The 23,221-nt window shown below is 62.5% G+C and carries 17 protein-coding genes and 1 tRNA gene; 10 read left to right on the top strand and 8 right to left on the bottom strand.

All coding sequences use genetic code 11. The features are described from left to right. The first annotated feature begins 145 nt into the window (after positions 1-145). Together MON38_RS10135 and MON38_RS10130 are read left to right on the top strand one after the other, a co-directional pair. Complete coding sequence (locus MON38_RS10135) at positions 146-1,618, top strand: Pycsar system effector family protein (RefSeq protein WP_241936053.1); 1,473 nt, start codon at positions 146-148, stop codon at positions 1,616-1,618. Positions 1,619-1,650: 32 nt separating this feature from the next. Then, positions 1,651-1,722 (top strand) — tRNA-Arg (locus MON38_RS10130). A gap of 53 nt (positions 1,723-1,775) precedes the next feature. Here the strand turns inward: MON38_RS10130 and MON38_RS22865 are convergent. Further along, entirely contained in the window at positions 1,776-2,243 is a 468-nt protein-coding gene (locus MON38_RS22865) for an HNH endonuclease (protein ID WP_241936052.1), read from the bottom strand. A 56-nt stretch (positions 2,244-2,299) separates the two neighbouring features. Continuing rightward, positions 2,300-4,327 (bottom strand): IPT/TIG domain-containing protein, encoded by a 2,028-nt coding sequence (locus MON38_RS10120; RefSeq protein ID WP_241936051.1) that lies wholly within the window; start codon positions 4,325-4,327, stop codon positions 2,300-2,302. Between the two features lie 105 nt (positions 4,328-4,432). Between MON38_RS10120 and MON38_RS10115 the strand changes: the two genes are divergently transcribed. Beyond that, entirely contained in the window at positions 4,433-6,766 is a 2,334-nt protein-coding gene (locus MON38_RS10115; protein WP_241936050.1) for a GH92 family glycosyl hydrolase, read from the top strand. Positions 6,767-6,810: 44 nt separating this feature from the next. After that, positions 6,811-7,524 carry a GH25 family lysozyme gene (locus tag MON38_RS10110; RefSeq protein ID WP_241936049.1) on the top strand — a complete coding sequence of 238 codons (714 nt, stop codon included), beginning with the start codon at positions 6,811-6,813 and terminating at the stop codon, positions 7,522-7,524. Positions 7,525-7,724: 200 nt separating this feature from the next. Here MON38_RS10110 and MON38_RS10105 read toward each other — a convergent pair whose 3' ends face one another. Together MON38_RS10105 and MON38_RS10100 are read right to left on the bottom strand one after the other, a co-directional pair. Beyond that, positions 7,725-8,147, bottom strand: a complete 423-nt coding sequence (locus MON38_RS10105; protein WP_241936048.1) for an SRPBCC family protein — start codon at positions 8,145-8,147, stop codon at positions 7,725-7,727. Positions 8,148-8,332: 185 nt separating this feature from the next. Continuing rightward, positions 8,333-9,013, bottom strand: a complete 681-nt coding sequence (locus tag MON38_RS10100; RefSeq protein WP_241936047.1) for a PA2169 family four-helix-bundle protein — start codon at positions 9,011-9,013, stop codon at positions 8,333-8,335. A gap of 156 nt (positions 9,014-9,169) precedes the next feature. Here MON38_RS10100 and MON38_RS10095 point away from each other — a divergent pair, with 156 nt between their 5' ends. The 3 genes from MON38_RS10095 (at position 9,170) to MON38_RS10085 (ending at position 14,112) form a co-directional block, all read left to right on the top strand. Beyond that, complete coding sequence (locus tag MON38_RS10095) at positions 9,170-10,483, top strand: Ig-like domain-containing protein (protein ID WP_241936046.1); 1,314 nt, start codon at positions 9,170-9,172, stop codon at positions 10,481-10,483. Between the two features lie 242 nt (positions 10,484-10,725). After that, on the top strand, positions 10,726-12,795 hold the full coding sequence (ppk1, locus tag MON38_RS10090; RefSeq protein ID WP_241936045.1) for a polyphosphate kinase 1: 2,070 nt from the start codon (positions 10,726-10,728) through the stop codon (positions 12,793-12,795). Between the two features lie 159 nt (positions 12,796-12,954). Further along, the gene (locus MON38_RS10085) at positions 12,955-14,112 is read left to right on the top strand and encodes an acyltransferase family protein (RefSeq protein WP_241936044.1); all 1,158 of its coding nucleotides are present in this window, start codon (positions 12,955-12,957) and stop codon (positions 14,110-14,112) included. Between the two features lie 129 nt (positions 14,113-14,241). Here the strand turns inward: MON38_RS10085 and MON38_RS10080 are convergent, their stop codons facing one another. The 3 genes from MON38_RS10080 to MON38_RS10070 form a co-directional block, all read right to left on the bottom strand. Then, positions 14,242-15,384: a DUF6268 family outer membrane beta-barrel protein gene (locus MON38_RS10080; protein ID WP_241936043.1), complete on the bottom strand. Its 1,143-nt coding sequence runs from the start codon at positions 15,382-15,384 to the stop codon at positions 14,242-14,244. 109 nt (positions 15,385-15,493) lie between these two features. After that, entirely contained in the window at positions 15,494-16,825 is a 1,332-nt protein-coding gene (gene hflX, locus MON38_RS10075) for a GTPase HflX (RefSeq protein WP_241936042.1), read from the bottom strand. Positions 16,826-17,003: 178 nt separating this feature from the next. After that, positions 17,004-17,297, bottom strand: coding sequence for a c-type cytochrome (locus MON38_RS10070; RefSeq protein ID WP_241936041.1), 294 nt, complete (start codon positions 17,295-17,297; stop codon positions 17,004-17,006). Positions 17,298-17,470: 173 nt separating this feature from the next. Between MON38_RS10070 and MON38_RS22860 the strand changes: the two genes are divergently transcribed. Further along, positions 17,471-18,586, top strand: a complete 1,116-nt coding sequence (locus MON38_RS22860) for a glycosyltransferase family 4 protein (RefSeq protein WP_241936040.1) — start codon at positions 17,471-17,473, stop codon at positions 18,584-18,586. A gap of 213 nt (positions 18,587-18,799) precedes the next feature. Next, positions 18,800-19,348, top strand: a complete 549-nt coding sequence (gene rfbC / locus MON38_RS10060) for a dTDP-4-dehydrorhamnose 3,5-epimerase (RefSeq protein ID WP_241936039.1) — start codon at positions 18,800-18,802, stop codon at positions 19,346-19,348. A 101-nt stretch (positions 19,349-19,449) separates the two neighbouring features. On the opposite strand, the gene MON38_RS10055 is transcribed toward rfbC, so the two are convergent. Continuing rightward, complete coding sequence (locus MON38_RS10055) at positions 19,450-20,754, bottom strand: UDP-N-acetylmuramoyl-tripeptide--D-alanyl-D-alanine ligase (RefSeq protein WP_241936038.1); 1,305 nt, start codon at positions 20,752-20,754, stop codon at positions 19,450-19,452. Positions 20,755-20,857: 103 nt separating this feature from the next. On the opposite strand from MON38_RS10055, the gene MON38_RS10050 reads away from it, so the two are divergent. Beyond that, entirely contained in the window at positions 20,858-23,158 is a 2,301-nt protein-coding gene (locus tag MON38_RS10050; RefSeq protein ID WP_241936037.1) for a T9SS type A sorting domain-containing protein, read from the top strand. Positions 23,159-23,221 lie beyond the last annotated feature (63 nt).

The raw sequence follows: 23,221 nt of genomic DNA, 5'->3' as shown, positions 1-23,221 counted from the left end.
GTTTGTGCCCCGGGCAGCCATGGCCGGCACGCCCGTTACGCAAAGCACGGCGGTGCGGTTAGGGCGGGTTTTCTAACTTCCATTGCCACGTTCGCGTTGAAAGCCGGCAAGCCCGCCGCCCGTACTGCCGTAGCTTCGCTTATCTATGGAAGAAATTACGCCCGAATCTGCCGAAACGGACGCTGCTGCGGCGGCTTCTGCGCCGGTGCAGCCCACCACTACCCCCGCGCCCGCCGCTCCGGAGCGCCCCGCTCCGCCCACCGCTGAAATCGCGGCGGCTCCGGTGCTGTCGGTGCACCCGGGCCACCAGCCGAGTGCGGCCGACAGCCCGCCCGCTGCCGAAGCAGAGGCCGAAAACAAGGATAAACAGGAAAAGAAAGACCTGGCCGAAGACGACAAGCCCGCCAAAGCCAAAGCGTCGAACCTGGTGAAGGCGGCCCAGGCCTACGTCACCGAGCAGTTTACCGGCATCTCGCCCAAGCTCACCTACCACGCCCTGGCACACACCGAAGCCGTGGTGAAAGAGTGCCGCGCCCTGGCGCCCGCCGCCAACCTGAGTGCCGACGACACCGAGGCGCTCCTCATTGCAGCGTGGTTTCACGACACCGGTTACCTCGACGTGTACGACGGCCACGAATTCCGCAGCGCCGAGCACGCCGCCGACTGGCTGAAGCAGCAAAACGTGCCTGCCGCCCGCATGCAGCTCATCGAAACCCTCATCAAAGCCACCCACCGCGACTCGAAGCCCGAAACCGAGCTCGAAAAGCTGCTCGTGGATGCCGACATGAGCAACCTGGCCCGCGACGACTACCGCTCGCGCGCCGAGCTGCTGCGCACCGAATGGGAGCTGGTGCTCGACAAAACCTATGACACCCAGGAGTGGGCCGAGCTGCAGCTCAACTTCATGCTGGCGCACAAGTACCTGTCGGAAGCCGGCAAGGAGCGCTACAAGAAGGCGTTGAAAAAGAACATCGAGGACCAGCGCGACTACCTCAAAAAGAAGGAGAAAAAGGACAAGAAAAAGACGAAGGAAAAGAGCGACACCTTCGCCGAGCCCAAGCGCGGCATCGAAACGATGTTTCGCACCATGTACTCGAACCACATGAAGCTGAGCGACATGGCCGATAAAAAGGCCAGCATGATGATTCAGCTCAACGCCGTGCTCATTTCGGTTATCATTACCTACCTGGGCGCCAAAATGGGCAAGGCCGGCGCCCTGAGCCCGCTGATGGGCAACAACCCCGTGCTGGCCATTCCGGTGAGCATTCTGCTGGTGACGGCCCTGGGCTCGGTGACGACGGCCATTCTCTCGGCCCAGCCCGATGTGACGAGCTTCGCCTGGCTCAAGAAAAGCCCCGAAATCGCCACTAACCGCCGCGTCAACCTGCTGTTTTTCGGCCAGTTCACCAAGCTTAAGCTCGACAACTTTCAGAGTGGTATGCGGGAACTGATGCGCCAGAAAGACCTGCTTTATACCAATATGGTGACGGACATCTACTACCTTGGCGAGGTGCTGACGCGCAAGTACCGGCTGCTGCGCACCAGCTACACCATTTTCCTGGTGGGCATCATTCTCACGGCGCTGTCGTTCGGCATTGCGCTGCTGTATAAGTCGTAGGTCGGTGGCGTCCGTTCTTATCTTTGCAGCATGGCTGCGTAGTTCAACGGATAGAATAGGCGTTTCCTAAACGCTTGATATGAGTTCGATTCTCGTCGCGGCTACATAGTAATTATTGCAATAAAAAAGGCCGTTTTCAGTTTGAAAACGGCCTTTTTTATTGTTCGGAATGCTGTTGTGCAGCTGCCGCCAAAATGAATGCTGTGGACAGCTTGCCGTGGTCAAACTCCCAGTGATGATTGGGGCACAGCGCCACGAGGTTGGTCAGGACGTTTACGTCGGCCACAAAGTCGGTGGGTTGAAAATCATTGATGGGCCTGATATGACACACTTCATAATGGGTAGCGTAGCCGCACACGGCGCAAGCTTTAGGCCGACTTGATTTGCGGTAAGCCATGCGTGCCAGGCTGCGAATCTGGGCGGCATACTGTTGCAGCGCTTTCGCTTTGAGTTGTTGGAGCGGCACTGTTTGCCAGTCCACGAAGCTGGGATTGCAGCTGTCGCAGGTGGTGCGGCGGGCTTGCAGCGCGGTTCCGCAGTACTTGCAGTTACGGATAATGCGCTGGCGGCTGGGAAAGAGGTGGCCGTTTACCCGGTTGGCGCAGGAGCGCGAGCAGTACTTCACGTTGGCCGTGGCCGCGCCGCAGTGCAAACATTTATTCATAGCTCTGGCCGCTCACGTTATTCCACCACCACGCGGCACTGCACTGCCACCCGCCCGGCCGGCAACAGCACCAGCTGATACAGGCCCGGCGCCAGGCCCTGCACCGACAGCCGGCCCTCATGCCCGCCGAACTGCTGCCGCCGCACCAACTGCCCCAGCGAATTGCGCAGCTCGGCCTGCGTCGGGCCGCTGAGCGACGAAGTTTCCGGGAGCTGGAGCTGAATGGCGGTGCCCGCAGCCACCGGATTGGGCCACAGCTGCAAGCCTGCCGCTTCGGCAGTCAGCGCGCTGGCCAGGCCCTGCACCTGAAACGCCGGTCCCGGGCTGCTGAGACCGGCCGCCGTGCGCACCGCGATGCTGCCCGACGCCGCGCCCACCGGCACGGTAGCCAGCAGCGAGGTGGTGGAGCGCAGCCGGAACGCCGGAGCTGGCACGCCATTGAACAGCACGGCCGAAACGTTGCCCAAATGCGTGCCGCTCACCGTGACCACCTGCCCGGCTACGCCCTGCGCCGGCGTCACGGTGCGGAGCAGGAGAGGGCCGGCCGACAGCCGGGCGATGTAGTGGTTCCAGCGGTTGGAGTCGCCGGCCAAGGTGTTCAGCCCGAAGCGGGCCGAGTCGCACTCGAACCAGCCGCTGAGCACCACGTCGTCGGTGGCGCCGGCCAGGGCCAGGCCGTCCACGTGGTCGTTGCCGCGGCTGACGCCGCCCACGGCCCATTGGTAATTGCCAGTAGAATCAAGTTTCGCTACGAACATATCGACGACGCCGAGGCCAAGGGGCTGATGCGGCAGCAGAAACGGGCCGAACTGCGCGGGCACCTCGCGGAATTCGCCGGCCACGTAGGTGCTGCCGTGGGCATCCATGACCACGGCGGCCCCAAAATCTTCTTCGGCCCCGCCGCCCGTGGCCACCCACTGAAAGGTGCCCTGCGCATCGAGCCGGGCCACAAAGACGTCGGACATGCCGGCGCTGAGGCTGATGGTTTGGCTGCCAAACTGCGCCGAAGTGCTGTAAAAAGTGCCCGTGACGCAGGCGTGGCCCGTGGCGTCGGCAGCCAGACTGAGGCCGGCGTCCTCATCGGTGCCGCCGGCCCGGCGTGCCCACTGCCAGGCCCCGGTAGCAGCGTTGAGCTGAGCGACCAGAATATCGATGTTGCCCGCGCTGGTGAGGGTGGTGGTGCCAAACGCCACCGTGTGGGCAAACAGGCCGGTGACGAACACATGGCCCCGGTTATCGACCGCCACGTCCCGACCCTCGGCCACTTCGTCGACGGCCGCTACCAACGGGCCACCCGAACTGGCCCATTGCCAGGTGCCCGCGCTATCCAGCCGGGCCACGAATACGTTGCGAACAGCCTGTGCCGGTCCAGCTGAGTTGGCCAGCACCGTGCTGCCGAACGTGGCGCTGGCAGCATCGAAAGTTCCGGTAATGAATACCCCCTGCGCTTGGGCATCGAGGGCAATGGCCGCGGGGCCTACGTGCGCGCCGCTGCCCAGGCGCACCCAGCGCCAGCGCCCATTGCCATCCAGCTTGGCCACGAAGGGCGCGCCCAGACTGGGCACGGTGACGGTGAGGCTGCCGAAATCGGCTGGCCCGCCGCCCACGTAGCCGGTGAGGTACACGTGGCCGGCGGCATCTACGGCAACGTCGCTGCCGGAGGAGCCCGTGGTGGTGCCGGCCTGCTGGGCCCACAGGCACCGGCCGGCGGGGTCGAACTTGGCCACGTACAGGTTAATAACCGATGGTCCGGGAGTTGTCAGCGTGAAGGTTCCGAAATGGGTGCTTTCGTGGAAATAGCCCGTCACGTAGGTGTTGCCCTGCGCATCGACGGCAATGCGGTTATTGGCTTCATCCACTACCCCGTTGCCAATAGCGTAGTCGAAGGCTGGCATCTGCGCCCGGGCGGCCGGGACAACCACGACGAACAGCAACAACAGCAACGCCAGCAGCCCGCGCGGGGGCCGGTTTGCACGAGAGACGTAGGCTTGTTTGGGGATAGAGCTGCCGCCGGAGAAGCGGGCCGGAAGGGTAAAAACGGCCATAATGGGAAGGGAAAGGAGAAAGGGCCAAAGGGAGGCAACAAAAAATTAGCCATTAAAAGTAAGCAGCGCCGCCAACCTTCCTGCCCCGCCTGCCTACTTTGCTGCATGAAGCAACTTCTGATGCCTTTGCTGCTGCTCGTAGCCGCTGCCGCCTCCGCCCAAAAGCCCACTGCCCAGCCCGAAAACCTCGTGCAGTACGCGCACCCGTTGGTGGGCACGCAGAAGATGGGCCACACCTACCCCGGCGCCACCGCCCCCTTCGGCATGGTGCAGCTCTCGCCCGATACCGACACCATCAGCTACGAGCTGAATGGCAAGTACAACCCCGACATCTACAAGTACTGCGCGGGGTATAACTACGACGACAAAACCATCGTCGGCTTCAGCCACACGCACTTCAGCGGCACGGGGCACTCCGATTTGGGCGACTTCCTGCTCATGCCCACCACCGGCCCGCTCCAGCTCAACCCCGGCACCGCCGACCGGCCCCAAAGCGGCTACCGTTCCGCCTTCTCGCACCAGAACGAGGTGGCCGAGCCGGCCTACTACCGGGTGAAGCTCGACGACCATAACATTCTGGCCGAGCTCACGGCTACCACCCGCGTGGGCTTCCATCAATACACGTTTCCGGGCACCGAGCCGGCACACATCATCCTCGATATGATGGCCGGCATCTACAACTACCCTGATAAGAACGTGTGGAGCTACGTGCGCATCGAAAACGACTCGCTTGTGACCGGCTACCGCCAAACCACCGGCTGGGGCCGCACCCGCACCGAGTACTTCGCCATGCAGTTCTCGAAGCCCTTCAAAAGCTACGGTGCCCGCAAATACGACCCCAAGGAAATCTACCGCGGCTTCTGGGGCCGCTTCGACCAAACCAAGAACTGGCCCGAGCAGGCCGGCCGCCAGCTGCGCCTCTACTTCGATTTTAATACGGTGCCCGGCGAGAAAATCAAGGTCAAGTTTGCCCTTTCGCCCGTGAATATTTTTGGGGCGCTGGGTAACATGCGCTCCGAGCTATCCGGCTGGGACTTTGAGCAAACCCGCCGCGCCGGCCAGCAGCTCTGGCAGCAGGAGCTAAGCCGCATCACCATCCAGACGCCCAACCGGGCCGATAAGGAGAACTTCTACACGGCCCTCTACCACGCCTGCCTCAGCCCCACGATTTACGAGGATGCTATTAATCGTGGGCAGTATCGAGGGCTTGACCAAAGAACCCGCTATAGTTATTCTGATTCTCCTTCCGGAGACGGCTACGTCAACTACACCACCTTTTCGCTCTGGGACACCTTCCGAGCCCTGCACCCGCTTTTCAACCTCATTCAGCCGAAGCGCAACGCCGACATGGTGCAGTCCATGCTGGCCCACTACGACCAGAGCGCCGAGCACATGCTGCCCGTGTGGAGCCACCACGCCAATGAAAACTGGTGCATGAGCGGCTACCACAGCGTGTCCGTCATTGCAGATGCCGTCATCAATGGGGCCGTGCCGCCCGCCCAGTCCGAGCGCGCCCTCGAGGCCTGCGTAGCCACCGCCCGCCACCGCTGGTACGACGGCCTGAGCGAGTACATCAACCGCGGCTACGTTCCCAACGAGCGCAGTGGCACTTCGGTATCGAACACCCTGGAGTTTGCCTACGACGACTGGTGCATCGCCCAGCTCGCCAAGCATCTCGGCAAAGAGGACATTTACCAGGAGTTCAGCAAACGCGCCACCAACTGGCAAAACGTGTTCGACCCGCGCGCCAACGCCATGCGCCCGCGCCTGGCCGACGGCAGCTTCCGCCCCAAGTTCGACGTGCTGAGCACCAACGGCCAGGGCTTCATCGAGGGCAACGCCTGGAACTACACCCTGGCCGTGCCCCACGACCCCGCCGGCCTCATTGCCCGCATGGGCGGCAACCGCCGCTTCGTGCCCCACCTCGATTCGCTCTTCACCATGCACCTGCCCGACTCGTTCTTCGCCGAAACCGAGGACATCACCCGCGAGGGCATCATCGGGGGCTACGTGCACGGCAACGAGCCCGCCCACCACGCCGCCTACCTCTACAACTACACCGACCAGCCCTGGAAAACGCAGGCCCAGGTCCGCAACATCCTCGCCCGCCAGTACCACCCCACCCCCGACGGCCTCGGCGGCAACGACGACTGCGGCCAGATGAGCGCCTGGTACCTCTTCTCGGCCCTCGGCTTCTACCCCGTCGCCCCCGGTTCGGGCCAGTACGCCCTCGGCAGCCCCCTCGTGCACGGCGCCGTGCTGCACCTCGAAAACGGCCAGTCCTTCACCATCCAGGTCAAAAACCAAAGCGCCAAAAACGTCTACGTGCAGCAAGTCACCCTCAACGGGCAAAAGCTGACGCAGCCGTTTCTGGCGCAGCAGGACGTGGCGAAAGGGGGGACGCTGGTGTTTGTGATGGGGGCGCAGCCGGCGAAGTAGGTACGCTAACAGGTGGTTATTTGACAGTATTTGACACTAATCAAATGAAGAAAACCCTAATAGCATTTATTGCTTTGGCCCTATTGACAGCAGTCGTAGTGTTGGCTTTGTACACTGGGTATCTACGTTTCAACTATCCTTCCTATTCTGATTTTCCAGTTCAAGGAATCGATATCTCACATTATCAAGGAGAGGTAGTATGGAGCAAAGTGAATCGCAGAGAAGTTGGTTTCGTGTTTGTGAAAGCAACTGAAGGAGTAAGCTTCAAAGATGAGTTATTCCAGTACAATTGGAGCGAGGCAAAGAAATATGGCATTCCTGTTGGCGCTTATCATTTTTTTAGTTTCTGCAAGAGCGGAAATAAGCAAGCAGATAATTTTATCAACAGTGTTCCAAATGGAGCCAATCAACTGCCTCCTGTTATTGATTTAGAATTTGATAGTAACTGTAATACATCAAATAATACCCAAGAACTTCTTAGCAGAATAGACACTTTACAGCAGCGCCTATTTGAGAATTATGGTAAAAGGCCAATTCTCTATGTAACCCAAGAATTTTACGAACAATGTCTATTGGGTAAGTTTAAGGAAAATCCCATATGGTTTAGAGACATTTATAAGGAGCCTACTATTGCAGACAAAAGAGAATGGCAATTTTGGCAATATGGGAATAGAGGCCGTTTAGCGGGAATCAAAACCCACGTTGATTTGAATGCATTTCATGGTAGCAAAGCGGAATTCGACAAATTATTGGAATAGCTGTACGCTGCTTACAATACGTTAATATCATGCTTAAAAAAGCCGCCCGCTCCCCAACCGGAAGCGGGCGGCTTTATTTCCAATCCTGCCGAAACTTGCGCCGCGGCCGGTTTCTCTTTGCCGCTGCCGTCACCGGAGTTGAGGGCCTTGCGGGCCTGCGGGTAGCTGGCGCAGAGCGGGCGTCGTTTTCAACGCGCTAATCAGCTAGTTATTTCCAAGTATTCTTTCAGGTTGCGGCCCAGAATCTGGGCCCAGCCATCCTCAAATCGCCGCCGGGCAAAGTGAGGGTCAGCCGGGAAGCTCTCCAGGCCGATATGCGTCAGGGTAAGCCTCGTTTTAGCGCCTTGCGCAGTTAATCCGAAGGTCACTTCCGAACTGCCGGGATAGTTCTTGTACGCCCAGGTATGGGCCAACTTGCGGCCGGGTACCACGTCCGTAACCACCCACTCTTTTCCGTAAGGGGAGCCATCATTAGCAAACTCAAATTTGAACTCCGCCACTGGTTCGAACTTCTGCAATTGCGGGAAATACCAAGCCTTCATTGCATCCTTATTGGTCAGGGCGTGCCACACTTTTTCAATGGGAGCCTCATACACCTGCTCAATTATAAAGGGCGTATTCATTGTCGCTGGCTGTTAAAGAGCTTAACTAGTTGCTTAGGGAAGCATTATCTAAACAGCTTTCCTGGATAAACAGTTGGTTTGTCATGGCGTAAGGTAAGCAGTCACCGCCGCCCCTACGCAAAAGCCCCGCCGGCCCGTCCCCCAAAGGGTTCGGCCCGGCGGGGCTCGCTCGGCAGCAACGGCAACTATTGCTGCGCTGCCAGCTGCTTCAGCTTCTTATACGTCTTCTTCGACTGCGCAAACTGCTTGCGCACCGCCTCGCGGATGTCGCCTTTCAGGGCCTTGCGGCGCAGCGTCTTCTTGTAGGCTTTAATGGCCCACTTCTCGCCGTAGAGGTTGGCGGCCAAAATGGCCTTTTCGTCGCGGGCCGTCACCACGGCCTGGGCGTCCATCAGCTTGCGGTAGAGCTTGCCTTTGAAGGTGGTGCCGGTTTCGCGCTCGCCGCCCTCGCGGGTCAGGTAGCGGTTCAGCTCGTCGGCAAACTGCCGGCTCTGGCTCACCAGCTGCTGGTAGTAGGCGCGCAGGTCGCCGTCCTTGGTTTCGTCCACGGCGCGCTTGTAGCCCTCAATGCGGTCGTTCACGAACAGCAGCAGCTCGTCGAGCGCCGCCGCTTTGCGCTTGGCTTTGCCCTTTTTCTTGGGCGCTACCAGGTAGGCCAGGCCGGCCGCCAGCAGCGCGCCGCCCACCACTTTCTGGGTCGTGGTCAGGTTCTTGAACGCGCCCAGCGCCTTGTCGCTGGCTTCTTTCACCGAGTCGGGCACCTGGGCCAGCAGGCCGTTCGTCTCTTCGGTAGCGGTAGCAGCAGTCTGGTCGAGCAGGGCGTTGGCCTCGTCGGCAACGGGGGAGGTAATGTTAGAGGAATTCATTATTCTAAAAAACAGGTGATTGTAAAACGTCCCTGTCTTACGGCCGGCGGCTCGCACAGTTCCCTTTTTGCTTGATTAATGCGCCGGCAGCCCAGCCGAGCTACGCCGCGCCGCTACCTTTATTCCCGGCCGCCCCTGGCCCTTCCTTTCCCTGCCATGTCCCTCCCCAAAAGCGCCCTGCTGCTCCTGCCGGCCTTGTGCAGCCTCGGCCCCGCCCGGGCGCAAAGCGCCAAACCCCGCGTTTACTTTTCCGATATCGACAACTTCTGGGTGGCCTACGACAGCATCCGCACCACCCCCGACAGCCTGCGACAACTCGGCTACCTCCAGCGCCTCTACCTCGGCAAGGGCACGGCCGGCCTCCGCGCCTTCGTGCAGGCCAAGGGCTACACGGCGGGGGAGTGGGTGAGCAGCATCCGGCGGCACCCGCGGTTCTGGCAGTCCATCCGGCCCCGCACCCAACTCGCCAAAACCGGCGCGCAGGGCCTCGAGCCCTACCTCCGGAAATTCCGGCAGTTGTACCCCGCCCTGCGGCCGGCCGCCATCTACTTCACCATCGGGGCGCTGCGCTCCGCCGGCACCACCCAGGACAGCCTCGTGCTCATCGGGGCCGAGCTGGCCACCGGCAGTCCCGAAACCGACATTTCCGAGTTTTCGCCCCCCGAAAAAGCCTTTCTCAACCGCCTATACAGCCACCGGCCCGCCGAGCACCTGGTGCTCGTCAACGTGCACGAATACGTGCACACCCAGGAAAAAGGCTCCGGCGAAACCCTACTGGCTCAAGCTCTCTACGAAGGCGTGTGCGACTTCGTGGCCGAACTCGTCACCGGCCAGGTACCGTCCTTCCCCTACATGACCTACGGCCCGCAGCACGAGCCCGAGCTCAAAGCCAGGTTCAAGGCCGATATGTTCTATCCGTACTACGCCAATTGGTTCTACAACCAGCAGTCGCTCGACCCCAACCACGTGCCCGACCTGGGCTATTACATGGGCTATGCCATCTGCAAGCACTACTACCGCCAGGCCAAAAACAAGCCCCAGGCCCTGAAGGAGTTGATTGAGCTCGACTTCACCAACGAAACCGCCGTCGAAGCCTTCCTCCGCAAAACCCGCTACTACCCCGAGCCGCTCGACAAAGCCCAGCTCCTGCGCGCCTACGAAGCGCACCAGCCCTACGTCACCGGCACCGTGCCCACCTCCACAACCCTGGTCGACCCCGCCACCACCGAGCTGCGCGTCACCTTCTCCACGCCCATGGATACGCCCATCAACACCGACTACGGCTCCGGCGGCAAAGACCAGTTTCCCATCGTCGGCCGCGTCGGCTGGTCCGCCGATAAGCTCTCCTACACCTACAAGGTGGCCCTCAAGCCCGACCACACCTACAATTTCATCCTGCACGGCGGCGGCTTCCGCGCCCTCGACGGCCACCCGCTGAAAGACTACGAGGTGAAGTTTACCACGAAGTAGGAGCGGGGCAGGTGGAATGCGCCTGTCATCCTGAGCGCAGCGAAGGACCTTATCACGTTAGAACAATTAGCAGCAATCAATTTATCTACTGCAAGATTCTCAGGCGTGATAAGGTCCTTCGCTGCGCTCAGGATGACAGGCGTTTGTAATTATGCCCACCGCCTAACCAAAAAATAACCTCCACCCTCAGCCCCCTCCCCGCATTCAGCGTAAAACGCCGGAACCCCAACCCAACCCCCGATTTGAAGACCCTGTCCCGCGACCTGAGCTGGCTCCGTTTCAACGCCCGCGTGCTGCAAGAAGCCCAGAGCCCCACCGTGCCGCTACTCGAGCGGCTCAAGTTCCTGGCCATTTTCAGCAGCAATCTCGACGAGTTTTTCAAAGTGCGCGTGGCCACCCTGCGCCGCCTCGCTAAGCTCAAAAAGAAAACCCGCGCCCGCCTCGCCGAAAGCCCCAAGCGCGTCCTCAAAGAAGTGCTTACCGAAGTGGCCCGCCAGCAGGAGGAGTTCGGCCACACCTTCCGCGAGCAGCTCCTGCCCGCCCTCAACGCCGAGCACATTCACCTGCTCAGCGAAAAAGAACTCACCGATAAACAGCGGGAGTGGACCGCCAAATACTTCCGCGAGCACGTGCGCGACCTGCTCTCGCCCGTCGTGCTCGACGACGACCTGCACCACCTCTTCCTCAAAGACCAAACCGTCTACCTCACCTTCTACTTGCGCCAGCCCGTCGCCAAAACCAAAAAAGCCGAAGCCGAGCGCGTGCTCATCATGGAGCTGCCCACCAAGCGCCACGGCGGCCGCTTCGTGCGCCTGCCCGACGAAGGCGAGGAGCGCTACGTCCTCTTCCTCGATGATGTCATTCGCGTGGGTGCCGCCGAGCTGTTCCCGGCCTACCAGCAAATCGACGTGCACGCCATCAAGCTCTCCCGCGATGCCGAGCTCGACATCGAAGAAGAAGTATCCGGCGACCTGATGGAGAAAATCCGCAGCAGCCTCGCCAAGCGCGCCACCGGCTACCCCGCCCGCCTGCTCTACGACCCCACCATGCCCGCCGAGGCCCTGCGCGCCCTCAAACAAAAAACCGGCATCACCGACGAGGCGCTAGTCGAAGGCAGCCGCTACCACAACTTCCGCGACTTCTTCGGCTTCCCCGATTTCGGCGAGGCCAGTTTTCACTACCCGCCCCGGCCGGCCCTGCCGCACCCCACGCTGCCGCGCACCGGCAGCCTGCTCGCTGCCATCGGCCAGCGCGACCACCTGCTGCACCCGCCCTACCAGTCGTTTGACTACGTGACGCGCCTGCTCCGCGAAGCCGCCACCGACCCACGCGTGTCGGCCATCAGCATCACGCTCTACCGCGTAGCCAGCAAAAGTGAAGTGGTGAAAGCCCTGCTCAAAGCTGCCAAAAACGGCAAGCAGGTCACGGCCGTCGTCGAGCTCAAAGCTCGGTTCGATGAGGAGTCCAACCTCTTCTGGGCCGATAAGCTGAAGCGCGCCGGGGCCCACGTCGTGCTCACCCCGCCCGAGCTCAAAGTACACAGCAAGCTGCTGCTCATCACCCGCCGCGAGCCCGACGAAACCACCCGCCAGTACGCCTACTTCAGTACCGGCAACTTCAACGAAAGCACCGCCGACCTCTACACCGACCACGGCCTCTTCACCGCCAACCCCGCCCTCACCACCGAAGCCGCCCAGGTATTCGACTACCTGCGCGACCAAACCACCACGCCCGAGCTGCACCAGCTGCTGGTAGCGCCCTTCGGCCTGCGCCCCGGCCTCAACGCCCTCATCGACTACGAAATCAAGCAGGCCAAAAAAGGCCACGAGGCCTACATCATCCTCAAAGTAAACGCCGTGGAAGACGACGGCATGATTGCCAAGCTATACGAAGCCAGCCACGCCGGCGTGCGCGTCGAGCTCATCGTGCGTGGCATCGGCCGCCTCGTGCCCGGCCAGCCCGGCTTTAGCGAAAACATCCAGCAGCGCGGCCTCGTCGACCGCTTCCTCGAGCACAGCCGCGTCTACGTCTTCGCCCACGGCGGCCAGGAAAAAGTCTACGTCTCCTCCGCCGACTGGATGACCCGCAACCTCGACCGCCGCGTCGAAGTCGCCTTCCCCATCCTGGATGAAGCCCTGCGCGCCGAAATCCGCCAGCTCCTCAATTTCCAGCGCCACGACAACGTGAAAGCCCGCGATTTCGACAATACCTTCATTCCGGCAGCGGCAGGGGAGAAGCCCCTGCAAGCCCAGGAAGCAACCTATGCGTGGCTGAAGGGCCTGAAGCGACGCCTGGCTAAGAAGATTGGTTAGAGCGATGTAGGGGCGGGGCTTGCCCCCGCCCGGACGTTGGACGGAGTCGTTGAACCGGAGTAGGTGCCCGGGCGGGGGCAAGCCCCGCCCCTACATTGTTCAGCGTGAATAAGAAACACGGCTTAGGTTTGCGCTTCTCCCGGCCTAAAACCCGCCCGCATGCAGCCCACCGCGCTACCCACCAAGCCCCACTACCCCATCCTCGACGGCTTGCGCGGCGTGGCCGCCCTCATGGTCGTGGCCTTTCACCTGTGCGAGGCCCACGCCACCAGCCACCTCGACCAGCTTATCAACCACGGCTACCTGGCGGTCGATTTCTTCTTTCTGCTGTCCGGGTTTGTGGTTGGCTATGCCTACGACGACCGGTGGAGCCGCATGACGGTGGGCGGTTTCTTCCGGCGGCGGCTGGTGCGGCTGCAGCCCCTGGTGGTGCTGGGCATGGTGATTGGGGCAATATTCTACTACTTCCAGGAATCGGCCCTGTGGCCCGCCATCGCCCAGACGCCGCCGTGGAAGGTGCTGCTCGTCATGCTCATTGGCTGCCTCACGATACCCGTGCCGCTGTCGCTCGACGTGCGCGGCTGGCACGAAACCTTCCCCCTCAACGGGCCGGGCTGGTCGCTGTTTTTCGAGTACGTGGCCAACGTGCTGTATGCGACGGTGGTGCGCCGCTTCTCCAACGTGGCCCTGGGTATTCTGGTAGTGCTGTCGGCGGGGTTGCTGCTGCACCTAGGCGTCACCAGCCCCGAGGGCGACGTCATCGGCGGCTGGTCGCTGGAGCCCCGGCAGTTGCACGTCGGCTTTGCCCGCATGCTGTACCCGTTTTTTGCGGGGCTGCTGTTGTTTCGGCTGGCCCGGCTGGGTAGCGTTTCCAATGCTTTCGGGTGGTGCAGCTTGTTGGTGGTAGTGGTGCTGGCCATGCCGCGCATCGGCAGCCCCGCGCACCTGTGGCAAAACGGCCTCTACGATGCGCTCAGCATCATCATCGTATTTCCCGGCATCATCTTTCTGGCAGCCAGCGGCGCGGTGCACTCAGCCTGGTCTCAGCGCCTGTGCCGCTTTCTGGGCGACATTTCGTACCCGATTTACATCACGCACTATCCGCTCATCTATACCTACACGGCCTGGGTCGCGACCAACAAAGTGCCCCTGCGCAATGGCTGGCCCGTGGCGGCGCTGGTGTTTGTGGCGGCCGTAGCCATCGCCTACGCCAGCCTAAAATTCTACGACGAGCCGGTGCGGGCCTGGTTGAAGCGGAAGGTGTTGGCCGATGGGAGTGAGGCTGGGAAAAAGGCAGTCGCTGCCGCAGTGAAGTAACGCCACATTGCCGCCAAAGCGTGGCGCGCTATGCCTTTTCAGCGCGTTGATACCCCACAATGTTGAGCAAGCACGTATTCGCGCTGAGCATGCTCACTCACCGGCATCACACCAACCCAATCCCGGCCATTACCGCCGCACGCCGGCCTTCTCCAGCAGCTTGCGCGGCGGCGTGATGAATAGCTCCAGGCTCGCGTAGGGCGCGCCGTTGAACTGCGAGTCGATGATTTTTTCGCGGTCGGCGTTGGTGCGGTCGAAGGCGTCGAAGGCGTAGTTGTAGCGGTAGCCGGCCTCGGCCCCCAGCCACAGGAAGCTCAGCAGCTCGCGCTCCCAGCGGAGGCGGAATTTTACTTCGGTTTCGCGCAGCTCCAGAGTGCTGAGGGTGGCTTTGCTGAGGTCGGGCGAGCCGTCGGGGTTGCGGCGCGTGAGCGGCGCGCGGCTCAGGTTCACGATGTAGTTGTAGCCATCCACCGTGTAGCCGGCGTAGAAAATCGAGTTCTGGTTGGCGTTGTAGCGCAGCGTCACGCGGGCCGGGGCCAGTGCCTCCACGCCCCAGCGGGCGTTGAATGTGCGGTTGTACACCACCGCCGGGTAGATGCTGAGCCGCCCAAACGTGTAGCCGTACTGAAAGCCCAGGCCCCACGAGAAATTCGGGCTGCGCTTCCAGCCATAAATCGCCTCGGCCGAAAAGCGGCTGTAGTCCGATTTCGTGAGCTGGCTGGAGGTGTAGTCGCCGCTGAGCTCGCCCTTCACGCGGGCCAGGTACCAGTGCACGGCATCCACGGGCCGGATGATGGCAATCTGGGCGGCCGTGCTTTTCAGGCCCTTGTTTTCGATGTTGTCGTAGAGCTCGTAGTTGGTGGGCAGCTTGGCAAACTGGAATTCCTCGCGCTCGTAGCTCAGCCCCACGATGACCTTGAGGTGCGGGTGGTTCCAGGCCGGAATGTAGCCCTTGATGGACAGGCGCGCATTTTTATTCACATCGGTGCTGAAATCACTCAGCCCCTGCACCTGCGCCGCCGACGTGACCCCGAACTTCGGCATGCGCTCGTAGCGCACTATCAGGCCCTTGCTCGGGCCCATGCCCAGCACCGAGGGGTTGGCAAATTGCTGCTGGTCGCGCAGGTTGGCGTCGTTGGTGGCGGTGTCGCGGGCCGTGGGCGCGGCTGCCGGATACACCCGCTCCTGCACCTGGGCCCGCACGGGGGCGCTCAGGCCCGTGAGGCCTAGTGCTGTGATTCCCAGCCGGAAAAGAATAGCATGATGCCGCATACCTGACTATATAAAGCTTCGTTTGGGCTCCTTACGCGAAAAATCCCCCGGAAGCTGTTTCCGGAGGATTTTTAATGAGGAAATAATGAAGCCGCAATAACCGCCTGGCTTACTCGCTGGCCCAGGTATTGGCTTGGTAGGGGAAGCGCTGGTGGTGCAGGGCCACCACGCGCTTGCCCAGCAGCTCGCGCAGCTCGTCGAGGTTGGTGCGCTCCTGGGCCGACACGAACACCACCGGGTCGTGCAGCTTGGCCATGTAGGTGGCTTGCAGCTGCGCCAGCGGCGGGCGCGGGGCGGTGCCGTCGTCCTCGGCATCGAGCACTTCGCCAAACGGGTCCTGCTCGGCATCGTCGGGCTTGTACTGGTCAATTTTGTTGAACACCAAGAGCATCGGCTTGTCGGCCGCGCCAATGTCGCCCAGCGTGTCGTTCACCACCTGAATCTGCTCCTCAAAATTGGGGTGCGAAATATCCACGACGTGCAGCAGCAGGTCGGCTTCGCGAATCTCATCGAGCGTGCTCTTGAAGCTTTCGATGAGCTTGGTGGGCAGCTTGCGGATAAACCCAACCGTGTCGGAAAGCAGAAACGGCGTGTTGTCGAGTACCACTTTGCGCGTGGTGGCGTCCACCGTCGCAAACAGCTTGTTTTCGGCGAAGACTTCGGCCTTGCCCAGCACGTTCATCAGCGTGCTTTTGCCCACGTTGGTGTAGCCCACCAGCGCCACCCGAATGGTGCCGCCTCGGGCTTTGCGCTGCGTGTGGCTCTGCTTGTCGAGGTCCTCCAGCTTCTCTTTCAGAAAGGCAATGCGGTCGCGCACAATGCGCCGGTCCGTTTCAATCTCCGTTTCGCCCGGGCCCTTCATGCCCACGCCGCCGCGCTGCTTGTCCAGGTGAGTCCAGAGGCCCGTCAGGCGGGGCAGCAGGTACTGGTACTGCGCCAGTTCGACCTGCGTGCGCGAGGTGGCCGACTTGGCCCGCAGCGCAAAAATATCGAGGATGAGCAGCGAACGGTCCACGATTTTCACCAGCAGCTCGGCCTCCAGGTTGCGCAGCTGCGAAGGGGAGAGGTCGTCATCGAACACCACCATGCTGGTGCCCTCGTGCTGCACGTAGGCCTTGATTTCGGCCAGCTTGCCCTCACCCACGTAGGTGCGAATGTCGGGCTTTTCGAGCCGCTGCACGAAGCGCTTGGTGGCGGTAGCGCCAGCCGTTTCAATCAGAAACGCCAGCTCGTCAAGGTATTCGGTGGTTTGGGCTTCGGACTGTCGGCGCGGGGGCACGCTCACGAGCACGGCGGTTTCCTGCTCTTTGGCGGTTTCGTAGGTGCCGTTGTCGGCCGCCTTCAGCAGGATGCGGCCCGCCCGGCCTTTCACGCCGTCGACGGCGCCGACGTGGCGGGTGCTGTTGCCGGGCTTGCGGCCGCCGGATTGGGTAGTTGCCATGAGATGTTATTGAATCAGTATTGGGTGAATGGCTGGAATTGTAAACGCAAATCCAGCTAAAAAGAACGTCATGCTGAGCAAAGTCGAAGCACCTCTACCGCGCAACGCAATCAATTACTGCTGCGGTGGAGATGCTTCGGCTGCGCTCAGCATGACCGGCTGTGCGCCCGAGCTTGCTCTACTTCAACGTGAGCGAATACGCCACCACCTGCTGCACCTGGGCCGGCGTAAGCGTTTTGCCAAAAGCCGGCATTTTGCCCATGCCGTTGGTGACGAGGTAGGTGCGGCCGAATTCGTTGAGGTTGCTCTTGGTGAGGTCGTGCGCGCCGAAAGCCCCACGCTTACCGTTGGCTCCGTGGCAGCGCACGCAGTTTTTTTGGAAAATGGCCTGGCCGGGCAGCGTCGGCGGCGTGGCCGAAATCAGTCGCGGCAGCAGGAACAGCAGCAAAGCAGCAGAAAGTCGAAGAGTCATAGCCGGCACAACACACAAAGAGCCCACAAAGTACCGGAACAATAAGGGAATGCGGGCCGTCGGGTGCAAGGGCAGGAGGTAGACCAACGGCAACCGGGTCAATATAATCCCGTAGGCCCGACCTTTGCCCCCTCATACCTGCCTACCCCCATACCCTCTTACCCTAAATAAAAGTGCGCGTCGCCCTCGTCATCAACACCAGCTGGAATATTTGGAATTTCCGCGCCAGCCTTGTGCGGGCCCTGCAGGCCGCCGGCCACGAAGTACTGGCCATTGCCCCGCCCGACGATTACTCGGCGCGCCTCGAAACCGAGCTGGGCTGCCGCTTCGTGCCCATTCTGATGGAGAACAAGGGCACCAACCCGGTGAAGGATGCCGCCCTCACGCGCCGTTTCTATCAGATTTATAAGCGCGAGCGGCCCGACGTGGTGCTGCACTACACCATCAAGCCCAACATCTACGGCAGCATCGCGGCGCGCATCGCGGGCATCCCCAGCATCAATAACGTGAGCGGGCTGGGCACGGTGTTCATCATCAAGAACTTCGTGAGCAAGGTGGCGCTGGGTCTCTACCGCTTCGCCTTCCGCTTCCCGGCCAAGGTGTTTTTCCAGAACGGCGACGACCGGCAGCTATTCCTCGATAACGGCCTGGTGAAGCGCGAAATCACCGACCTGCTGCCCGGCTCCGGCGTCGATACCCAGCGGTTCAAGCCCGCCGCCGAATTCACGCGCCAGCAGCCGTTCGTGTTTCTGATGGTGGCGCGGGTGCTCTATGAAAAGGGCGTGGTCGAATACTTCGAGGCCGCCAAAATCATTCGCCAGGCCGTGCCGGGCACCCGCATTCAGCTGCTGGGCGGGCTCGACGAGGCCGGCGGCGTGGGCGTGCCGCGCGCCACGTTTGAAGAGTGGCTGAAATCCGGCGACATCGAATACCTGGGCCGCTCCGACGATGTGGCCGCCCACCTGCACCGCGCCGACTGCGTGGTGCTGCCCAGCTACCGCGAAGGCACTCCCAAAACCCTGCTCGAAGCCGCCGCCGTGGGCAAGCCGCTGGTCACCACCAACGTGCCCGGCTGCCGCGAAACCGTGGTCGACGGCCGCAACGGTTTCCTCTGCCAGGTACGCAGCGGCGAAGACTTGGCCGCCAAAATGCTGCAGGTGCTGCGCCTGAACGACGCCGACCTGCGCGGTATGGGCCTCAACAGCCGCTACCTGGCCGAAACCAAGTTCGACGAGCAATTGGTGCTGAATAAGTACCTGGCCGCTGTGGCGGCGGTGCAGCGGAAATAGCAGCAGTGGGGCGACATTAGGGGAGGAATTGAAAGAATAAAGAACGTCATGCAGAGCGTAGCGAAGCATCTTGCCCGCCACCACTAAACCATTCGATTGAATCACTGCTGCGGGCAAGATGCTTCGCTGCGCTCTGCATGACGTTCCGGATTCCCGCTCAATTCGTGCCCAAACCTGCTACTCCATCCTCCCCAACCTTCTACCTTTGCGCTAATGGAAGTAAAGAAATTCCCTATCGCCGGCCTGCTTGAGTTCACTCCCCGCCTGTTTGGCGACCCGCGCGGGGTTTTCTACGAAACCTTCAGCGCCCGCCTGATGGAAAGCCTGGGCCTGCCGGCCGACCTGCGCTGGGTGCAGGACAACCAGTCGAAATCGCAGCCCGGGGTGGTGCGCGGCCTGCATTTCCAGCGCCCGCCCCACGCCCAGGCCAAGCTGGTGCGCGTGGCCAAAGGCCGGGCGCTCGACGTGGTGGTCGACATCCGCCGCGCCTCGCCCACCTACGGCCAGCACGCCTTGGTCGAGCTGAGCGAGGCCCGCGGCAACGTGCTGTTTGTGCCGGTCGGCTTCGCCCACGGTTTCGTGGCGCTTGAGGAAGACACGCTGTTTCTGTACAAGTGCTCCGACTACTACGCACCCGCCAGCGAGGGCGGCCTGCTCTGGAACGACCCGGCCTTGGGCATCGAATGGGGCGTGTCGGAGGCCATTATTTCGCCCAAAGACGCTATCCAGCCCACCCTGGCGCAGCTCGATAGCCCGTTTTAGTCAGTTAGCAGGTATCAAGTAACGTTTAACAGCCGTTCAATGGCCCCTTTGGGGGTTTGTTGAACGGCTGTTAAACGTTACTTGATACCTGCTAACTGAAATCAGAGCAGCTCCACCAGCGTTTCCAGGGCCATGCCGCGGCTGCCTTTTACCAGTATCTGGCGGCCGCGCACCGGGTTCTGGCGCAGCCACTCGGCGGCCTCGGCTTTGGTGGCAAAATGCTGCGCGGCCGGGGCCAGCGCGGCCGCCCCGGCCATTTCCGGGCCGATGAGCAGCACCTGCGGCAGCGGCAGCGCCGCCAGCAGCTGGCCGAGGGCGCGGTGCTCAGCGGCGCTTTCGGGACCGAGCTCGAACATGTCGCCCAGCAGCACCAGCTTGGGTTGGCCGGCGGCCGTGGGGCGCGCCGCGAAGCTGCGCAGCGCGGCGGCCATGCTGCTGGGGTTGGCGTTGTAGGCGTCGAGCACCAGCTCGTTGCCGGCGGCGGTGCGCACCAGCTGCGAGCGGTTGTTCTGCGGGTTGTAGCCGGCCAGGGCGGCCGCAATTTTATCGGTTGAAATCCCGAAGAACTGGCCCACGGCGGCGGCGGCCGCTAGGTTGGGGAAGTTATAGTCGCCGGTGAGCTGCGCCACGATTTCGGTCTGGTCGCCCAGGCGCAGAGCCACGGCGGGGGCGGCCGAGAGCAGCGTGGCCGGGTAGGTATCCATCAGGCGCGGGTAGCTCACGGTGGCGGGCACCTGCGCGGCCAGGCTGGGCAGGCGGGCATCCAGCGTGTTCACGAAGGCCGTGCCGCCGGTGCGGGTGAGGTAGTCGAACAGCTCGCCCTTGCCCAGCGCTACGCCTTCGGCCCCGCCAAAGCCTTCGAGGTGGGCCTTGCCAATGTTGGTGATGAGGCCGTGCGTGGGCTCGGCCCACTCACAGTAGGCCGCGATTTCGCCCCGGTGGTTGGCGCCCATTTCAATCACGGCGAAGTCGTGCTCGCCCTGGCGCAGGCGCAGCAGCGTGAGCGGCACCCCGATGTGGTTGTTCAGGTTACCAATCGTGGCCAGCACCCGAAACTGCTTGGCCAGCACCGCCGTGAGCAGCTCCTTGGTGGTGGTTTTGCCGTTCGAGCCCGTAATGGCCAGCACCGGAATGCGGAACTGCCGGCGGTGCTCGCGGGCCAGCGCCTGCAGGGCCACCAGCGGGTCGGGCGCATAGGTGTAGGCCAGTGGGTTGGTGGCGGCCAGCACGGCGTCGTCCACCACGGCGTGGCGGGCGCCGGCGGCCAACGCCTGGGGCGCAAAAGCGGCCCCGCGGAAGCTCGGGCCGTTCAGGGCGAAGAACAGGGTGCCGGGCTGGGGCTGGCGCGAATCGGTGCTGACCTGGCCACCGGCGGCCAGGTATTGGGTATAAAGCGGCGTGGGCATGAACTTGAACGGCAAACCGGGTGTAATTTGCTGCAAAGGTGGGCGCGATTTCGTTTTCGCGCGCCGTTGCTCCGCTGCCATCCCTTCTTCCGGTTCTTTGTCGATGATTCGTTCACTACTCTTCCTGCTGGCGCTGCTGGCATTTACCAGCCAGGTACAAGCCCAATCGGGCACCGCTTTCGGCTTCGAATACCGCCCAGCCGGGGCCGTGGTGCAGGGCACCGACACCCTGCGCAACGCCTGGATGGGCGGCCTGAACACCCCGCAGTTCAGCAGCATCGACCTGAACAACGACGGGCAGCAGGACCTGTTTGCCTTCGACCACGAGAGCAGCCGCTGCTACACGTTTCTGAGCGTGGCCGCACCCGCTGCGCCCAATGGCCGCCGCTGGCAGTACGCGCCGCAGTACGAAAGCCTGTTCCCCAGCGACCTGCGCCAATGGGCGCTGCTGCGCGACTACGACTGCGACGGCCGCGCCGACCTCTTCACCTTCACCAGCGGCGGCGACATTCGGGTGTTTCGCAACGTGCTGAACGGCAACCGGCCCAGCTTCCAGCTCACCACCAATCAAATTCGCTTCACGGGCCTGTTCCCGGGCTCGGCCAACCTCACCATCGGCGGCTACAACCTGCCGGCTATTCAGGATGTGAACGGCGACGGCAAGCTCGACATCATGACCTATGATTTCATCAGCGCCAGCTTCATCGAGCAGTACATCAACAACAGCCCCGGCACCTGCGGCAACGCCCTCACCTTCACGCTGACGACCGATAACTGGGGCGGCCTGCAGGCTTGCGGCAACTGCGCCAGCTACATGTTCAACGGGCAAACCTGTTTCACGGCCGCCAAAACGCTGCACACCGGCGGCCACGGCCTGCTGCTGGTCGACCTCGACGGCGACGGCGACCAGGACCTGCTCGACGGCCGCGACAACTGCTCCGAGCTGGTGCGCCTGCTCAACCAGGGCACTACCACGGCTCCGGTAGTTACGCAGGCGGGCATCAGCGCCGGTTTTCCGTCGGCGGCCGCGCCGGTGCGGGTGTCGGTGTTTCCAGTGGGCTACGCTTTCGATGCCAACTTCGATGGCCGTGCCGACCTCGTGGTGGCTCCCAACATGGTGAACAACCTGGCCGACCAAGTGAGCCTGAGCCACCAGATTCAGCTTTTCGCCAATGCGGCCTCTAGCGGCGCGCCCAGCTACAGCCTGAGCGCGGGCGGTTTTCTGCAAAACGACATGATTGAGGTGAGCGAAGGGGCCGCGCCCACCTTCGGCGACCTCGACGGCGACGGGCTGGCGGATATGCTGGTGGGCAACTACGCCGACCGCGTGGGCACCACCTACCGCGCCACACTGGCATACTACCGCAACGTGGGCACCCGTGCCCGCCCCGTTTTCAAGCTGATGAGCAGCGACTACCTGGGTTTGTCGGCTCAAAACCTGACGGCCTTGAAGCCGGTGCTCGTGGACCTGAACCGCGACGGGGCGCTCGACCTCGCCTACGGAGCCTGGGACCGCGGCACCAACCTGCTGCACTACATTCTGAACACGGCTCCGGCGGGCCAGCCGGTGGCGCTCAGCGCGGTCAATACGGGGTATTTTAAGTCGCAGGGAGCTCCCGGCAGCGGCATTCTGCCCTACGCCAGCGGCGACATGCCCTGCTTTACCGACGTGGATAACGATGGCTACGTCGACCTGCTCATTGGGACCAACGAAACCCGTGAGCCGGGCAAAAGCCTGCGCTACTTCCGCAACCGCGGGCGTGGCCCCATCGACAGCGCGTTTGTGCTGGCGAACAACGACTTCGGCCGGATTCGGGATGCCAGCGGGGCCGGTCCCCTCAACCTGAGCCCCACCGTGGCCGACTTCGACGGCGACGGCCGCCCCGACCTCGTGACGGTGGATGCCAGCGGCCTGCTGCGCCTGTTCTCGGACTACCGCGCCCAGGGCAGCCAGTTTTCGGAGCGCACCGACGTGCTCTACAACCCCGCCACCGGCCAGTACGAGGAAACCCGCCTCGGCCTCGACTTCTACTCGCATTGTGCCCTGGCGGCGGCCGACGTGAACGGCGACGGCGCGCCCGAGCTGTTTGTGGGCACCCAGGCCGGTGGGGTCATCAGTTACGGGACCCGCAACCGCGGCACGGCCACGGCCACCAAAGCCGAGGCCGCCCGTGCGCTGGCCCTGAGCATCTACCCGAACCCCGCCACGGCCCGCGCCACCGTCGAAACCGCCGCGCCTACCCGCGTGAGCGTGCTCGATTTGGCCGGTCGCGTGGTGCGGCCGGCCGGCGCCGCGCAACGTAGGCACGAGCTGGAGTTGACTGGCCTGGCGGCCGGCGTATACCTGGTGCGCGCCGTGGGTGCCGATGGCGCGGCGGCCGTGCAGCGGCTGGCGGTGGAGTAGGGGCGGGGTCGTACCCGGTTGGGCTGGCCCCCGCCCGTCGTTGAGCAGTTCAATGCGCCCGTC

The sequence above is a fragment of the Hymenobacter cyanobacteriorum genome, from assembly GCF_022631375.1.
GTDB lineage: Bacteria > Bacteroidota > Bacteroidia > Cytophagales > Hymenobacteraceae > Hymenobacter > Hymenobacter cyanobacteriorum.
Note: the sequence above shows the minus strand (reverse complement) of the source record. Positions and strands in the feature narration are given on the sequence as shown.

Excerpts from the sequence above, each read along its gene's own strand:
- MON38_RS10100 (WP_241936047.1), bottom strand. The coding sequence starts at position 9,013 with ATGAATTCCTCTAACATTACCTCCCCCGTTGCCGACGAGGCCAACGCC.
- MON38_RS10085 (WP_241936044.1), top strand. The coding sequence starts at position 12,955 with ATGCAGCCCACCGCGCTACCCACCAAGCCCCACTACCCCATCCTCGAC.
- MON38_RS10110 (WP_241936049.1), top strand. The coding sequence starts at position 6,811 with ATGAAGAAAACCCTAATAGCATTTATTGCTTTGGCCCTATTGACAGCA.
- MON38_RS10080 (WP_241936043.1), bottom strand. The coding sequence starts at position 15,384 with ATGCGGCATCATGCTATTCTTTTCCGGCTGGGAATCACAGCACTAGGC.
- MON38_RS10105 (WP_241936048.1), bottom strand. The coding sequence starts at position 8,147 with ATGAATACGCCCTTTATAATTGAGCAGGTGTATGAGGCTCCCATTGAA.
- MON38_RS10120 (WP_241936051.1), bottom strand. The coding sequence starts at position 4,327 with ATGGCCGTTTTTACCCTTCCGGCCCGCTTCTCCGGCGGCAGCTCTATC.
- rfbC (WP_241936039.1), top strand. The coding sequence starts at position 18,800 with ATGGAAGTAAAGAAATTCCCTATCGCCGGCCTGCTTGAGTTCACTCCC.
- MON38_RS10135 (WP_241936053.1), top strand. The coding sequence starts at position 146 with ATGGAAGAAATTACGCCCGAATCTGCCGAAACGGACGCTGCTGCGGCG.
- MON38_RS10115 (WP_241936050.1), top strand. The coding sequence starts at position 4,433 with ATGAAGCAACTTCTGATGCCTTTGCTGCTGCTCGTAGCCGCTGCCGCC.
- MON38_RS10055 (WP_241936038.1), bottom strand. The coding sequence starts at position 20,754 with ATGCCCACGCCGCTTTATACCCAATACCTGGCCGCCGGTGGCCAGGTC.
- hflX (WP_241936042.1), bottom strand. The coding sequence starts at position 16,825 with ATGGCAACTACCCAATCCGGCGGCCGCAAGCCCGGCAACAGCACCCGC.
- MON38_RS10095 (WP_241936046.1), top strand. The coding sequence starts at position 9,170 with ATGTCCCTCCCCAAAAGCGCCCTGCTGCTCCTGCCGGCCTTGTGCAGC.
- MON38_RS10070 (WP_241936041.1), bottom strand. The coding sequence starts at position 17,297 with ATGACTCTTCGACTTTCTGCTGCTTTGCTGCTGTTCCTGCTGCCGCGA.
- MON38_RS10050 (WP_241936037.1), top strand. The coding sequence starts at position 20,858 with ATGATTCGTTCACTACTCTTCCTGCTGGCGCTGCTGGCATTTACCAGC.